The following is a 14,044-nucleotide window of genomic DNA, read 5'->3' as shown; positions in this document are numbered from 1 at the left end:
ACGGGGAGCGTGCGCGCCGCGCAGCTCAGCGATAGGGGTCTGCCACCGCGGAGGGACGTGCCCCGTGGGCGTGCAGCAGGCCGACGAACTGGGCGGCGTACCGGCGCTCGCGGAGGTCCTTCGCCGTGTTCGTGCTGAACCGGTTGATGTGCTCGGTGCTGACCGCACACCGGACCACGCCCATCGGCCCGGACAGCTGGACGTCGCCGCCGTCGAGCGAGAAGTACGACTGACGGTCGGCCACCAGCTGGTCGCACGGCACGGTCCAGACCGGGGCTGCAGCCCCGTCGGGGGTGAACGAGAGCAGCCCCGACTCCAGACGGACGATCCCGTAGTCGCGGCGGACGGAGAGAAGTCCGCTGCCTGCTGGCACCACCGCGGCGTTCCACTCCCCCGCGAAAGGCAAGCTCCCGGGCCCGGCCGGCTCGGCGGAGACGTGCTGCTGCTGTTGCTGCGGGCCCCAGCCCCGTCGCTGGGGCCGACGCTTGAACGCGATCAGCAGGATCCCCACGACCAGCAGCAGGATCGCCAGCCAGCTGAGGATGAACACGAGGGGCAACCACTCCAGGGGCACGGCCGCCACCCTAGCCAATCGGCTTCGCTCCGGTCAGCGATCGCGACTCGGCTGCGAGCCGCCTTCCGAGGTGGCGCGCGCCGCCAGCCCGAGGTGCGCAGGGTCCTGGGACGGGCGGTCGTCTGCTGGCAGAGCGTCCTGGCCGGGCAGGTCTCCGTCCACCGCCCCAGTCCCGGGGTCACCCACCTCGGAGAGCACCGTCCCGGAGAGGTCCGCTTCCCAGTCCGGCCCGTCCTTCCAGACCACCTCGACCTGCTCGTAGCCCTTGAGCCGCTGCATCCGCACATAGCTCGCGTAGGCCCGCCGGTCCGCCTGGGTGAGGTGGACCCGATCGGTGAACGGGGTCAGCAGGGCGCGTGGCCACAGCCGACGCCCGAGCACCACGTTGATCTCGGTGGCGAAGACCGCCATGGTGGCGCCGATCCACAGGAACCCGATCAGGCCGAGCACCAGGCCGAACGTCTTGGCCATCGAGCTGGTGTCGACGAGCACGTGCTCCACGTAGCTGGCGCCGAGGATCTGCAGGCCCTGCCACATCAGCGCCAGCGTGAAGCCCCCCGGCGCCGCGCGCCAGAAGGAGTGCTGGCCCGTGGCCGCGAACCGGAAGAGCAGCGAGAGGAAGGCACCGACGACGAGCACACCGATCATCGGCAGCACCAGCGTCCGGAACCAGCCCTCCAGGGCCCCCGAGAAGAGGTCCGTCGTGGTCCCCACCGTCGTGAGCACCGAGACCGTCATCAGCGACATGCCCGCCGTCACCAGGAGCAACAGCGTCTTGACCCGCGCGTAGATGGGGTTGGGCCGGCTGTTGCGCGGGACCGACCACGCGGTGTGCTGGAGGTTCTGCAGCGCCTGACCGAGTCCCTGACAGCCGTAGAGCGCGGTCAGCGCGCCGAGCACTGCACCGGTGAGGGAGCCCTGGATGCCCTGCGGTCGGCCCAGCTCGTCCCCGATGATCGGGAACTGCCCCAGCGCGGAGTTCAGGATCTGCTCCTGCAGCTCGGGGTTGTCCTGGAGCACGAACCCCAGGATCGAGGTGCCCAGCAGCATCAGCGGGAAGATCGCGACGAACGCGTAGTAGGTCAGTCCGGCCGCCAGGTAGGGGCCCTGGTCGTCGAAGTACTTGTAGACGACGGCAAGCGGGAACCCCACGACGCTGTGACGTCGCTGGAAGTCGTCGACCTTGGAGACTGCACCCACGGGCCCACGCTACCGGGGCAGTGGCCCCGGGGAGCCTCAGCGGGCGAAGAGCCGTACGCCGTTCTCCCAGCAGACCGCGCGCAGCCACGGCTCACCCAGCCCCGGGTGGCAGGCGGCGAGCCGCTCGAGCGACTCGAGCTGGTGGACGTAGGGGTACGGGATGTTGGGGAAGTCCGAGCCGAGCAGCACCTTCTCCCCCAGGTCCGCGACCCTGGGCAGGAGGTCGCTCGGGAACGGGCCGCCCATCTCGGTGAAGAAGTCGGTGAACGCCATCGTGGTGTCGAGCCGGACGTGCTCGTAGGTCTCCGCCAAGTTCAGGAACTCGGCGTACTCGGGGGCGCCCATGTGCGCGATCACCAGCCGCAGCCGCGGGTGGCGGGCGAGCAGCTGGGCCACCGGCCCCGGCCCGGTGTGCTCGGTCGGGATCGGACCGCTCCCGGCATGCAGCACCACCGGGGTACCGGCCTCGGCGACCACACCCCAGGCCTCGTCCAGCAGCGGGTCGGTGACGTGGAACGCCCCCACCTGGACGTGCACCTTGAACAGCTCGAGACCACCCTCGATCCGGCGTCGGACGTAGTCGGCGGCGCCCGGCTCGGGGAAGAACGTGCCGCAGCGCAGGGCACCGGGGGTGCGGGCCGCGAACTCGTCGGCCCAGTCGTTGAGGTACTCCGCCATCTGCGGCTTGTGCGCGTAGGGCAGCGCGGAGAAGTGCCGTACCCCGAACGAGGTGAGCACCCGGGCCAGTGCCGTGTCGCTGTCGCGGTAGCGCAGCGGCCACGTCCGCCCGATCAGCGGGCCAGCGGAGTCGAACTGGGCGCGGACCTTCTCCATCACCCGCGGGGGCAGGAAGTGGGTGTGCACGTCGAAGAGCCCGGGCAGCCCGAGCCGCTCGGTCCAGGCACGCACGTCGGCGGCGTCACCGGCGACCTCGTCCCCGGACGCCTGCCCCGCGACCCGGATTCGGGTCGGTCCCGACGGGTCGCTCGCGTGCTCGGTGGTCACGCCGGCTCAGTCCTTGAAGCCCTTGAGCCGGCGCTGCACGGCCTGCTCCTTCTCCCGGTTCGCCTGACGCTCGGCCAGCGAGTGCCGCTTGTCGTAGGACTTCTTGCCCTTGGCCAGCGCGATCTCGACCTTGGCCCGGCCGTCCTTGAAGTAGAGCTGGAGCGGCACCAGCGTGTAGCCGGAGTCGGCCACCTTGCGCTCGATCTTGTTGATCTCGGCGCGGTTCAGCAGCAGCTTGCGCTTGCGTCGCGCGGAGTGGTTGGTCCAGGTGCCCTGGGAGTACTCCGGGATGTGCACCTGGTGCAGCCAGACCTCGCCGCCGTCGACCTCGGCGAACCCGTCGACCAGGGACGCCCTGCCCTGCCGCAGCGACTTCACCTCGGTGCCGACCAGGACGATCCCGGCCTCCCAGGTGTCCTCGATGTGGTAGTCGTGTCGCGCCTTGCGGTTCTGCGCAACCGTCTTGGTGCCCTGTTCCCTGGCCATGAGGGTCATCCTCTCAACTCGGCGCAACCGCATTCGCGGCCGGTCCGGTCAGAGCCAGCCGCGAGGATCCACAGTCTGGCCGTTGGCCATCACCGAGAAGTGCAGGTGACACCCGGTCGACCACCCGGTGTTGCCGACGTACCCGATGACCTGCCCGCGCGAGACGGTCGCGCCGACCCCGACGCGGTAGCTCGAGGCGTGGTTGTAGACGGTCGCCAGCCCCCGGCCCGCCACGGCGCCGTGGTCGATCACCAGACGGTTGCCGTAGACCGAGGAGTAGTACGACGAGACGACCCGCCCGTCGGCACCGGCGACCAGGGGCTGGCCGCAGTCGGCGGCCCAGTCCTGGCCGTCGTGCAGCCCCCAGTACCCGTAGATCGGGTGGGTCCGCCAGCCGTACGGCGAGGAGAGCCGAGCGTTGGAGACCGGCGAGGTGAGGAAGCCACCCGCCTGCCCCGACGACGTCGACTGGCGCGCACGCTGGGCGCGCAGGGCGGCCTCCGCGAGCCGGCGCAGCTTGTCGGCCAGCGCGGCCTCCTCGCGCTCCAGCTCGGCGAGCGCCTGCTCGTCGGCCCGCCTGGCAGCGGCCGCGGCCTCGTGCGCCGTACGCCGCTCCCCCACGCGGGCGGCGACGGCGGCCTTGGCGCTGGCTGCCTCCGCCTCGTACTCCTGCATCTCGGCCAGGTGCGCAGCCGCCGCGGCGCGCTTCGTGGCGACGACCTCCTTCGCCGCCGCGACCTGGGCCTCCTTGACCTCGAGCAGCACCTCGGAGGCCTGGAGCTCCTGGTAGGTCCGGGACTCGCGGTCGACGATGGCGTCGCGCATCTTCGTCTGGCGGGTCAGGTCGGCCGGCGTCTTGGCGTCGAGCAAGGAGGCGAACGCCAGGAGCTCGGGGTCGCCCTGCTGGTAGATGTCGGTGATCGTGGTGGCCACCTGGTCGCGCTGGGCGGCCCGGTCGACGCGGCTGCTCTCCAGCTCGGCCTGGGCCTGCTCCAGGGCGAGGGTCGCCTCGTCCAGCTCGGCCTGCATCTGCGCGTCGCGCTCGGCGGCCGTGGCGACCTTCGCCTCCGCCGCGGCCAGCGTCACCTTCGCCGCACCGAGCTGCTCGCGGGCGGTGGCCAGGGCCGCCGACGCCCGCTGCATGCGCGAGCTGGAGGAGTGCAGGTCCTCCTCGGCCCGCTCGATGTCCTTCTCGACCTGGCGCTTCTTCTTCTTCAGGTCGTCAGGGTTCGACTGCATCCCCAGATCTGCAGCAGCGAGCACGGGGGTCGAGGCCGAGGTCGAGACGGCTGCGGGGACGGCGAGCACACCGATCGCCATGCCGCTCGCCGCGAGGGCGGAGGCCATGCGTCGGCGAGTGGTACGGGGGAAGTGACGCACCAGGTTGCCTTCGGTGTCCGGGGAAGTGAACGACCTGACGGTAACCGAGCGCGGTCAGACTTTGAGGTATTTGCGGGTCAGCACGAGTGTCGGAAGCAGCGTGAGCAACGGACCGAGCAGCGCGATCGCCGCCACGGCGGTGCCGTACTCCCCCAGTCCGATCCACGGCATGAACTTCAGGTCGTCCGCGGTTCGCTCGTGGATCCCGAAGTACATGAAGGCACCCAGGGCCCCCGCGGCCAGCAGGACACCGACCAGGGCGGTGACCAGCGCCTCCAGCAGGAAGGGCAGCGTGATGTAGAGGGTGGAGGCACCGACGAGCCGCATGATGCCGATCTCCTTGCGCCGGGCGAACGCGGCGAGCCGGATCGTGTTGCCCACCAGCAGCAGCGCGGCGAGCACGAGGAATCCGGCGGTGCCGAGCGCGCCCCACTTGAGCGCGTTGATCGAGCCGTAGATGGGCGTCAGCGTCTCGCGCATGTCCCGGATCCCGGAGACCCCGTCGAGGCCGCGGACGGCGGAGACGATGCCTTCGAACTCCTCGGCGTTCTTCAGCTCGATCCACACCGACTCGGGCATGTCCTCCACGGACGCCGCGGGGTTGGGGCCCTCGAACCGCTCCTGGCCGAAGAGCTCCTTGACCTTCTCGAACGCGACCTCCTGGGACTCCAGGTGGTAGCCGGCGACCTCCGGGTTCTCCTCGACGACCTGGACGATGGCGTCACGCTGGGCGTCGGTCACCTCCCCGGTGCAGGCGGCCGAGCTGTCCTCGGCCTTGCACAGCCAGACGGTGATCTGGAGCTGGCTGCCCCAGTGGTCGGCGGCCTTGTTCGCCTGCTGGTTGAGCAGCACGCCCAGCCCGACGAGGGTGAGGGAGACGAAGAGGGTGAGGATGACCGCGAGGTGCATCGACAGGTTGCGTCGAAGCCCCTGGCCGAGCTCGGAGAAGACGTAACGCAGCTGCATGGGGTGGGGTTGCCTCTCGTCGGTACGGGGGAAGTGCGGGGGTCAGTTCTGCGCGCCGTAGACGCCCTGGGACTGGTCGCGGATGACGCGCCCGTGCTCCAGCTCGATGACCCGCTTGCGCATCTGGTCCACGATCCCCGCGTCGTGGGTCGCCATCACCACGGTCGTGCCGGTGCGGTTGATCCGGTCCAGCAGCTTCATGATGCCCACCGAGGTGGTCGGGTCGAGGTTTCCGGTGGGCTCGTCGGCGATCAGGATCATCGGCCGGTTGACGAACGCCCGGGCCACCGCCACCCGCTGCTGCTCACCGCCCGAGAGCTCGTCGGGCATCCGGTCGCCCTTGCCGTCCAGGCCCACCAGCTCGAGGGTCTCCGGCACCAGGTCCTTGATGTCGGAGCGTGATCGGCCGATCACCTGCAGCGCGAAGGCGACGTTCTCGCTGACGGTCTTGTTGGGCAGCAGGCGGAAGTCCTGGAAGACCGTGCCGATGTCGCGGCGCAGCCGCGGCACCTTCCAGCTCGCCAGCCTGTTGATCTCCTTGCCGGCCACGTAGACCCGTCCCGACGAGGGACGGTACTCACGCAGCACCAGGCGCAGGAAGGTCGACTTCCCGGAGCCCGAGGAGCCGACGAGGAAGACGAACTCGCCCTTCTCGATGTCGACCGAGACCTGGTCGAGCGCGGGTTGGGCGTGCCCGGGGTAGGCCTTGGTGACCTTCTCGAAGCGAATCACGTGAAGCGACACTAGCCGAGCACGCACGGGCGGCCGGGACGCACGCCGCGCTGGGTCCCCCTGGTGTGTGACAGGCCACGAGAGTTCTCCTTCGCTTTCGTTCGTTCGCCTGCGGGAGGCCCCTCGTGCGCCATATCCTCGGGCCGGTGACACGACTGCCTGCCGCCCCACGGACCCGTCCTCGCCGCTTCCCCGCCTCCCTCGTCCTGGCCGCCGCACTCGTGGCCGTCGGCATCCCGGTGGGCGTGGCGAACGCGGGCGAGGGGACGGCGGACGAGCCCGTCGTACGCCTGGACAGACCGGTCTCGGGTCCGGAAGCGGTCGACGCGCTGGGCGGTGCGGGTGGCGCCGACCTCGCGGCGGTGGCCGAGGCGCACGACCTGCGTCCGGCAGACCTGGCGGAGAGCCTGGCCGAGGACGACTCGCTCCACGTCGACCCCTCGGGCCGACTCTTCTACGCCGACGACTTCACCCACCATGAGCCCCACCAGCATTCTGAGCCCCACCAGCACCTCGAGCACCAGCACGGCGCAGAGCGGACGCCGCAGCCCGAGAGCGCCGGGTCTGCTGCTCCCACCACCGTCGCCGACGACGTGTTCCACCTGCACAGCAAGCCTTGGGCGAGGCGCACGATCTTCATCGACGTGGACGGGCACGACATGTCGCACACCGCCTGGGCGGCGACCTACCCGGCCGCCACGGGCTTTCACCAGGGGTGGGACCCCGCCCAGGACGGACCCGGGTTCTCCGCCGAGGAGCGTCGCCTGCTGCAGGAGGTCTGGGCGCGAGTCGCCGAGGACTTCGCGGCCTTCGACGTGAACGTCACCACCCGGAACCCGGGCGACGACGCGCTCTACCGCACCTCCCCTGGCGACGAGCGATACGGGGCGCGGGCCCTGCTCAGTGACAGCCCGACGCTCGCCACCGCCCTCACCGGCTCGAGCGCTCAGGGCGGCACGGTCGGACTGGGGTACGTGGGCTCGTTCAACCAACTCAACACCCTGGCCCAGAGAAGCCCTGCCCTCGTCTTCAGCGGCAAGATGCGAGGTGCCGACGCCGATCTGCTGGCCTGGACCATCTCGCACGAGGTGGGCCACAACATCGGCCTCAGTCACGTGTGGGACGCGCCCTACGGACCGGTGGCAACTGGATCCGACGTCAGCGACCTGCACTTCCGGATCATGGACTACGGCTCCCCGCGGCCCGCCAGCTTCTGGTCCGAGGTCGAACGCACGCGCGCGACCACGTACGGGCTGCCACTGCGCGCCGACGAACCGGGCACCGACGGCCTCACCGCACAGACGCTCGACGCTGGCACCGCGACGGGTTCCATCACCTCCGAGAGCGACCAGGACTGGTACCGCCTCGACCACTGCACCGACCTGGTCGCCCGGGTCACGACCACCACTGTCACCCCCAACCTCGACGTCGCGATCCGGCTGGTCGACGCCGACGGCCGCGTGGTAGCCACCGACGCCCCCGCCACGGTCCGGGGCACGCCCGTGCGCAACGCCGGGGTGGACGCCGAGATCAGCCGCCAGCTCGACGGCTCGCGCCACTACCTGGTGGTGCTCCCCGACGGCAGTGGGGGTACCCCGCAGGCCTACCCGGCTTCGCACTCCGTCGGTGCCTACACCGTGGACGTGACAGGCTGCGGCTCCGCCGTGCACGCCCCCGGGCCGCCGACGGCGCTGAAGGCCGTCACGACGGCCGCGGGACAGACGACGGTGACCTGGGCTCCGCCCGCCACCTCCGGCGGCGGAGCCGTCACCGGCTACGTGATCTCGGTCGGAGGCCAGGAAGACGTCACCGTCGACGCCGCGACACGTCGACACGTCGTGCAGACCACCCCCGGCGCCCCGGTCACCGCGCGGGTACGCGCCGTCAACGCGGCGGGGCCCTCCGAGGCGGCCGAGGTGACGTCCCTCATCCCGCCGGGCGCGCCGCTGCACGTCTCGCTGAGGACGCTGGGCCCCGACCACGTGCAGCTGCGGACGGTCACGCGGCCGGGCGAGAGCCTGGACGGCGTGACGGCGCGGTTGACCTTCACCTCGACGGGAGGCGGACAGGCTCACTTCCCGACACTCCCCCCGAACGGCGCAACCTTGCCAGGGGAATATTTCGTGGCGGGCACCACGGCAAGCCTCACCCTGACCAACGAGGCCGGGACGGGTCCGGCGAAGTCGTTCAGGGTCCGGTTCGCCCCGGTGGCGCCGACGGAGCCGACCGAGGTGACCGCCACTGTCGACGGCACCACGGCGACCCTCGGCTGGGCGACCCCGACCGACGACGGCGGCGACCTGACGACCTACGAGGTGCGCCTCGACGACGGCGCCTGGACGACGGCGGACGCCTACACCTTCACGAGGCGCTTCGACGACCTCACCTCCGGTGAGCACACGCTCGCCGTACGCGCGGTGAACGCTGCCGCTCACAGCACCGCGGTCGGGATGCCGGTGACGGTCGAGATCCAGACCGTACCGACGCCGACCCCGACGCCGACCCCCACGCCGACGCCGACGCCGACCGCAACACCGACGCCCACCGCGACGCCGACCGCGACGTCCGCACCGGCGAGCCCTTCGCCTTCTTCCTCACCGTCCGCTCCGCCGACAGCCGGCACCGTTCCCACGCCGACACCTGTCGCTCCCGGGAAGCCCAGGAGGGTCAGCGCCACCCCCGGCTCGGCGGGCGGCAAGACCACGGTCCGCGTGACCTGGCGAGCGCCGAGGTCGATGGGCAACGACCGCCCCACCCACTACCGCCTGACGCTGCAGAAGGTGAACGCGCGCGGCAAGGCCGTCGGCAAGGCCCGCACCGTCACCGTCACGGCGACGACGCTCTCCCGCGAGCTGCGTCTGGGCCGTGGGCGTTGGAAGGTGCAGGTCCAGGCCGGCACTACCGGGGGCTGGTCGAAGCGCTCCGGCTGGACCAGGGCAGTCCGCCCGCGCTGAGACAGGCGGCGCTGGGACGGTCGGCTCTGAGATAGGCGGCGCTGAGACAGGCGGCGCGGGGTCGCGCCGCGCGGGTCAGTTGGACTCGGCCTTCTCGGCGCCCCGCCGCCAGCGGATGCCGGCCTCGAGGAAGCCGTCGAGGTCGCCGTCGAAGACCGCGCTCGGGTTGCCCACCTCGTAGCCGGTGCGCAGGTCCTTCACGACCTGGTAGGGGTTGAGCACGTAGTTGCGCATCTGGTCGCCCCAGCTGGCCTGGACGTCGCCGCGCATCTCGTCGAGGTGCGCCTTCTCCTCGGCCTTCTTCCGGGCCAGCAGCTTGGCCTTGAGCACCACCATGGCGGAGGCCTTGTTCTGCAGCTGGGACTTCTCGTTCTGGCAGGAGACGACCGTGCCGGTCGGGATGTGGGTCAGCCGGACCGCGGAGTCGGTGGTGTTGACCGACTGCCCGCCGGGACCGCCGGAGCGGTAGACGTCGACGCGGATCTCCTCGTCGGGGACGTCGATCTCGTCGGTCTGCTCCAGCACCGGCACCACCTCGACCGCGGCGAAGCTGGTCTGGCGGCGACCCTGGTTGTCGAACGGGCTGATCCGCACCAGTCGGTGGGTCCCCGCCTCGACCGAGAGGTTGCCGTAGGCGTACGGCGCGTGGATGGCGAAGGTGGCGGACTTGAGGCCGGCCTCCTCGGCGTAGGAGGTCTCGAAGACCTCCACGGGGTACTTGTGCTGCTCGGCCCAGCGCGTGTACATCCGCATCAGCATCTCGGCGAAGTCGGCGGCGTCGACGCCACCGGCTCCGGCGCGGATGCTGACCAGTGCCTCGCGAGCGTCGTACTCGCCGGAGAGCAGGGTGCGGATCTCCAGGGACTCGACCGAGCCCTTGATCCGCTCGAGCTCCCGCTCGGCGTCGGCCAGCGCCTCGGCGTCGCCCTCCTCCTGGCTGAGCTCGACCATGATCTCCAGGTCGTCGATCCGCTCGCTCAGCGAGGTGAACTTGTCGAGCTCGCCCTGCAGCATGGAGAGCCGACCGGTGACCCGGGTGGCGTTCTCCTGGTCGTCCCACAGGTCGGGTGCGGCGACCTGGTCCCCGAGGTCCGCGATCTCGCGGCGCATCGCCTCCACGTCGAGCACCTGCTCGATCGTGTGCATGGTCGCCTGGAGCTGCTTGATCTGGGTGTCGAAATCGGGGCCTGCCACAATTGCTCACCCTACGGCGCCGCCGGTGAGGTGTCGAAACCCCCTCACCGGCGGCGCTCGGGCTGTGCGTGGCTCAGCCCAGCGGGTCCGTCACTTGGTGCAGAGCACCTTGACGTCGGCGGCCGCGACCTGGGCGGCCGGGGTCTCGCTCGCGGTGAACCGGAGGGCCACCCGGAACGCGCCGGTCACGTCGCTCACCACCGGGGCGATCGTGCCGATCGCGAGCTCGTGCCAGGTCTTGGTCACGCCGTCAGCCTCGAGCTTGGCGGTGCCGGTGGATCCAGTGGCGCTGGTGTCGGTCAGGGCGTAGGTGGCCGAGAGCTTCGTGCACTTGCTCCCCAGGGTGTACTCGATCATGCCCTCACCGGGGGCCTTGGTGACCAGGCTGTTGCCGTAGGTCTGGGCGCCGATCTGGACGATGCCCGGGTCCACGTTGAGCTTGGGGCCGTGGCTGCGCGGGGTGAGGGCGTCCCAGCGGTAGACGACCACCTTCATCTCCTCGCTGAACCCCCGCTTCACACCCTTGCCGGGCCGCTTCATGATCCGGTAGTAGCGGGTGCCGCGAGCGCTGGGCTCGTCGCTCAGCACGAACCGGCCGTTCTTCCGGACCTTGGCCGAGCTGGACTTGCTCCATCGGGTCTTGCCCTCGAGGCGCTGCTGCAGGACGACGGTCTGGCCCTTGATCTTCGGCCGGACCGTGCCGTTGAACCAGAGCGTGTCCTCGCCGACGACGGCGACGTCCTGGTCGATGGAGACCCTCACCTTGGCCTGCTTCTTCGGCTTCGCCTGGGCGCGGGCCGCGACCTGGTCGGCGGACGACCCGGTCGCCTGTGCTGCCTGACCCTGAACTGCCTGACCCTGCACAGCCTGACCCTGGACTGCCTGACCGGGTGCTGCCACGAGCACGGCGGGCAGGAGGGCGGCCGCGGCCGCGGCCGCGGAAGCGATGATCGTGCGGTTCATGGGGTGTTCTCCCTCGTCGGTTGCAGGCATCTGGTCCTGCAGGCTCGACAGTGTGATGTCACCCGACCCCACTTTGTTGTGCCCAATTCGGGGTAACTTCCGGCCGCGTGGGGCTTCGCCTCGATCCCCGGTGCCGCACGTTGACGAGAGGTCAGCGACGACCGAACACCTGGGCGGCGTACCAGCGACCGTCGGACCCCTGAGCGGCCGCGATCCCGACCTGGCGGTACTCCCGGCGCAGGATGTTCTCCCGGTGCCCGGGCGAGCCCATCCAGCCACGCACCACGGCACGACCGGTCGGGTAGCCCATCGCCACGTTCTCCCCCACCATCCGCATCCCGCAGCGGCTGAGCACCGGCGAGAGCTCCTGGTGGTAGATCGTCTGGCTGTCCGCCATCGCCCGCGCCTGGTTGCGCGCGGCGCGGACGAGACAGCGCTGGGACTTCAGCGGACGCAGGCCCTGGTTGCGGCGCTGGACGTTCGTGGCCCGCAGCGCCTTCTTGGCGTACCGATTCCCGGACGCTTGGCGGCTCGCAGCGGGGGCCGCTGGCGCCGCCGCTCGCGCCGAAGCATCTGACACTCGGTCCGGCGTCGTCGGCGCGTAGGCGGTCACGGAGCTGCCGCCCGCGCCGTTCACTGCGCCGTTCACTGCGCCGCTCACTGGACCGGTCACTGGGCCGGTCGCGGCGAGCGCGGAGGACGGCAGGCAGGTCGCCAGGACCGTGACGGCCAGCAGCACGGTGCGGGTGATCGGCGGGCTGGGACGCATGTGGGAGCTCCTCGTCGGGGGACAGCGGTTCCACACCGTAGCTGCCGACGGCCCCCGTCCCGACCTGTCGCACCGCGAGCGGCGAGGGGCCCTGCGCAACCTGAACTCTCGGTCACCGCTGGACCGTGACCGCGGCGGAGCCGACCGCGGTGACGCTGGGCGGCTTCTCCAGCCACGGCACCCGCAGGGGCAGGTCGACCGAGGCCCGCAGCGTGACCCGGACCAGTCCTGCGTCGGCGTCCACGCGCACGGCGTGCTTCACCCCGGGGAACCGGCGATCCGCCCCCACCTGGTCCAGGTATGCCTTCACCGCCGCGCGGACACTCGTGTCGTCCAGGGCCAGTCGCTCGTCGGGGAGCCCTTCGGCGTACACCCCGGTGGCGCCGAGATCGGCGCCCTGCAGCGCCGCACCGTCCGCCAGGGTGCTGAGCCCCTGCCGGTGCAGGTACGCCGCCGAGGCGTCCAGGACGACGGCGATGGCCAGCAGCAGGACCGTCGCGAAGCCGATGATCAGCAGGGACACCTGGCCCCGCTCGTCGCGCCGCCTCATCAGCTGCCTCATCCCAGCCCCTTCATCCCAGCCCTTCATCTCAGCCGCCTGCCTGGACGTACTGCCCGATCGGGAGCGTGTGGCTGGACTCGAGGGCGAAGCTGGTCCGGCCGCCGGTGAGCACCTTCGGCATCGCCGGCAGCTCGATCCCGGAGACGACCACGACGGTGATGACCGACGTGCCCTCCAGGCATCGTCCCGGACCGTTGCTGCACGTCACCTGGACCTCGGCCTTCATGCCGTCGCCCCCCTGGTCCTTCAACGTCTGTGCGGCCACTGCGCGAGCACGTGCCAACGCGGTCCTCTCGTCCGGGGCGAGGGCGTAGGCCCGGCCCGCTGCGCGAGCGGCGGCGTCGACGGCGAACGCGCCGCGCTGCACCTCGAAGACCGAGACCACGATCCAGACCAGCGGGACGAGGAGCAGGACGCCCAGCCACGTCATCTCGACCAGCGCGCTGCCGGTTTCGTCCCGGCGCCGGAGGCTCACGACTCCTCCCCCGGCCTGGGGCCGGGCTCGAGAATGGCGTTGCCGCTGACCGTGAAGGAGACCCTCGGCCCGCCGAGGCCCAGCGCCGGGACCGCGACCTCGGCGCTCATCCGGTACGCCGGCGCCCCGTCGATGGTCACCAGCTCGACCTGCGGCTCGGCGACGAACGCGGGGTCGATCGCCGCGGCGTACTGGGCCCGGGCCTTCGCCACCCCGTCCTGGGGTGTCGCCTCCCAGGTAGCCGCGAACCGCGCGCCCTCGGCCAGCGCCGAGCTGACCGTGTTGCGCACGTGCATCACCAAGGCCACCTGCAGGATCCCGAGCACCAGCGGCAGGAGGATCAGGAGCACCAGGACGAAGTCGACGACCGCGGAGCCTGACTCGTCCTCCCGCGTCCTCCTCCCCCGGCTCACGGTCTTGCCCTGGCGCCCGGGGGCTCGACAGCCCAGCACAGCAGAATCCTCAGGCCTCAGGCCGCAGGTCCGGTGACGCTGTTGAGCGCCTTCTTCAGGATCTCTCCCAGCTCGGGTCCGGCGATCTTGAGGAGTCCGCCGACGAGGCCGGCGGTCATCACCGTGATCAGCACCCAGCCGGGCACGTCCCCGCGCTCCTCCGTGGCGCGGGTGGCGAGCCTCGTCTGGATCCGGACCAGCAGTCGTACGGGGTCGAGGTGCTTCATGGTGTTCTCCTCCCTCAGACCGACCGGCCAGGTGCCGGTCGGGATGCTGCACGTGCCTTGCTGGGTCATGGGCTCTGTCTGCGCTGGTCTGGGTCTGGGTCTGGG

The 14,044-nt window shown here is 71.0% G+C and carries 15 protein-coding genes; 1 reads left to right on the top strand and 14 read right to left on the bottom strand.

Annotation, left to right across the window (positions count from 1 at the left end):
* Nucleotides 1–25 precede the first annotated feature (25 nt).
* From H8838_RS06100 to ftsE, 7 genes are all read right to left on the bottom strand, one after another.
* On the bottom strand, nt 26–574 hold the full coding sequence (locus H8838_RS06100; RefSeq protein WP_185995108.1) for a hypothetical protein: 549 nt from the start codon (nt 572–574) through the stop codon (nt 26–28).
* Nucleotides 575–607: 33 nt separating this feature from the next.
* Nucleotides 608–1,774, bottom strand: a complete 1,167-nt coding sequence (locus tag H8838_RS06095; RefSeq protein WP_185995109.1) for a YihY/virulence factor BrkB family protein — start codon at nt 1,772–1,774, stop codon at nt 608–610.
* 36 nt (nt 1,775–1,810) lie between these two features.
* The gene (locus H8838_RS06090; protein ID WP_224766421.1) at nt 1,811–2,779 is read right to left on the bottom strand and encodes an amidohydrolase family protein; all 969 of its coding nucleotides are present in this window, start codon (nt 2,777–2,779) and stop codon (nt 1,811–1,813) included.
* Between the two features lie 6 nt (nt 2,780–2,785).
* The gene (smpB, locus tag H8838_RS06085) at nt 2,786–3,265 is read right to left on the bottom strand and encodes an SsrA-binding protein SmpB (protein WP_181310281.1); all 480 of its coding nucleotides are present in this window, start codon (nt 3,263–3,265) and stop codon (nt 2,786–2,788) included.
* A 48-nt stretch (nt 3,266–3,313) separates the two neighbouring features.
* Nucleotides 3,314–4,612 carry a M23 family metallopeptidase gene (locus H8838_RS06080; protein ID WP_185995110.1) on the bottom strand — a complete coding sequence of 433 codons (1,299 nt, stop codon included), beginning with the start codon at nt 4,610–4,612 and terminating at the stop codon, nt 3,314–3,316.
* An 87-nt stretch (nt 4,613–4,699) separates the two neighbouring features.
* On the bottom strand, nt 4,700–5,611 hold the full coding sequence (gene ftsX / locus H8838_RS06075; RefSeq protein WP_181310279.1) for a permease-like cell division protein FtsX: 912 nt from the start codon (nt 5,609–5,611) through the stop codon (nt 4,700–4,702).
* A 42-nt stretch (nt 5,612–5,653) separates the two neighbouring features.
* On the bottom strand, nt 5,654–6,343 hold the full coding sequence (gene ftsE / locus H8838_RS06070) for a cell division ATP-binding protein FtsE (protein WP_181310278.1): 690 nt from the start codon (nt 6,341–6,343) through the stop codon (nt 5,654–5,656).
* 146 nt (nt 6,344–6,489) lie between these two features.
* On the opposite strand from ftsE, the gene H8838_RS06065 reads away from it, so the two are divergent.
* Nucleotides 6,490–9,297 (top strand): fibronectin type III domain-containing protein, encoded by a 2,808-nt coding sequence (locus H8838_RS06065; RefSeq protein WP_185995111.1) that lies wholly within the window; start codon nt 6,490–6,492, stop codon nt 9,295–9,297.
* 75 nt (nt 9,298–9,372) lie between these two features.
* On the opposite strand, the gene prfB is transcribed toward H8838_RS06065, so the two are convergent.
* From prfB to H8838_RS06030, 7 genes are all read right to left on the bottom strand, one after another.
* Nucleotides 9,373–10,491, bottom strand: a complete 1,119-nt coding sequence (prfB, locus tag H8838_RS06060; RefSeq protein WP_181310276.1) for a peptide chain release factor 2 — start codon at nt 10,489–10,491, stop codon at nt 9,373–9,375.
* Nucleotides 10,492–10,581: 90 nt separating this feature from the next.
* Complete coding sequence (locus H8838_RS06055; RefSeq protein WP_181310275.1) at nt 10,582–11,454, bottom strand: hypothetical protein; 873 nt, start codon at nt 11,452–11,454, stop codon at nt 10,582–10,584.
* Between the two features lie 151 nt (nt 11,455–11,605).
* Entirely contained in the window at nt 11,606–12,223 is a 618-nt protein-coding gene (locus H8838_RS06050) for a CAP domain-containing protein (RefSeq protein WP_185995112.1), read from the bottom strand.
* Between the two features lie 112 nt (nt 12,224–12,335).
* Nucleotides 12,336–12,785, bottom strand: coding sequence for a pilus assembly protein TadG-related protein (locus H8838_RS06045; protein ID WP_224766420.1), 450 nt, complete (start codon nt 12,783–12,785; stop codon nt 12,336–12,338).
* A 28-nt stretch (nt 12,786–12,813) separates the two neighbouring features.
* On the bottom strand, nt 12,814–13,260 hold the full coding sequence (locus H8838_RS06040) for a hypothetical protein (RefSeq protein ID WP_224766419.1): 447 nt from the start codon (nt 13,258–13,260) through the stop codon (nt 12,814–12,816).
* The gene (locus H8838_RS06035) at nt 13,257–13,712 is read right to left on the bottom strand and encodes a TadE/TadG family type IV pilus assembly protein (RefSeq protein ID WP_224766418.1); all 456 of its coding nucleotides are present in this window, start codon (nt 13,710–13,712) and stop codon (nt 13,257–13,259) included. Before H8838_RS06035 ends, H8838_RS06040 begins: the two co-directional genes overlap by 4 nt.
* A 17-nt stretch (nt 13,713–13,729) precedes the next feature.
* Nucleotides 13,730–14,008, bottom strand: a complete 279-nt coding sequence (locus H8838_RS06030; RefSeq protein ID WP_224766560.1) for a hypothetical protein — start codon at nt 14,006–14,008, stop codon at nt 13,730–13,732.
* Nucleotides 14,009–14,044 lie beyond the last annotated feature (36 nt).

The sequence above is a fragment of the Nocardioides campestrisoli genome (assembly GCF_013624435.2).
GTDB lineage: Bacteria > Actinomycetota > Actinomycetes > Propionibacteriales > Nocardioidaceae > Nocardioides > Nocardioides campestrisoli.
The sequence above is the reverse complement of the archived record's forward strand: the minus strand, read 5'-3'. Positions and strand labels throughout refer to the sequence as shown.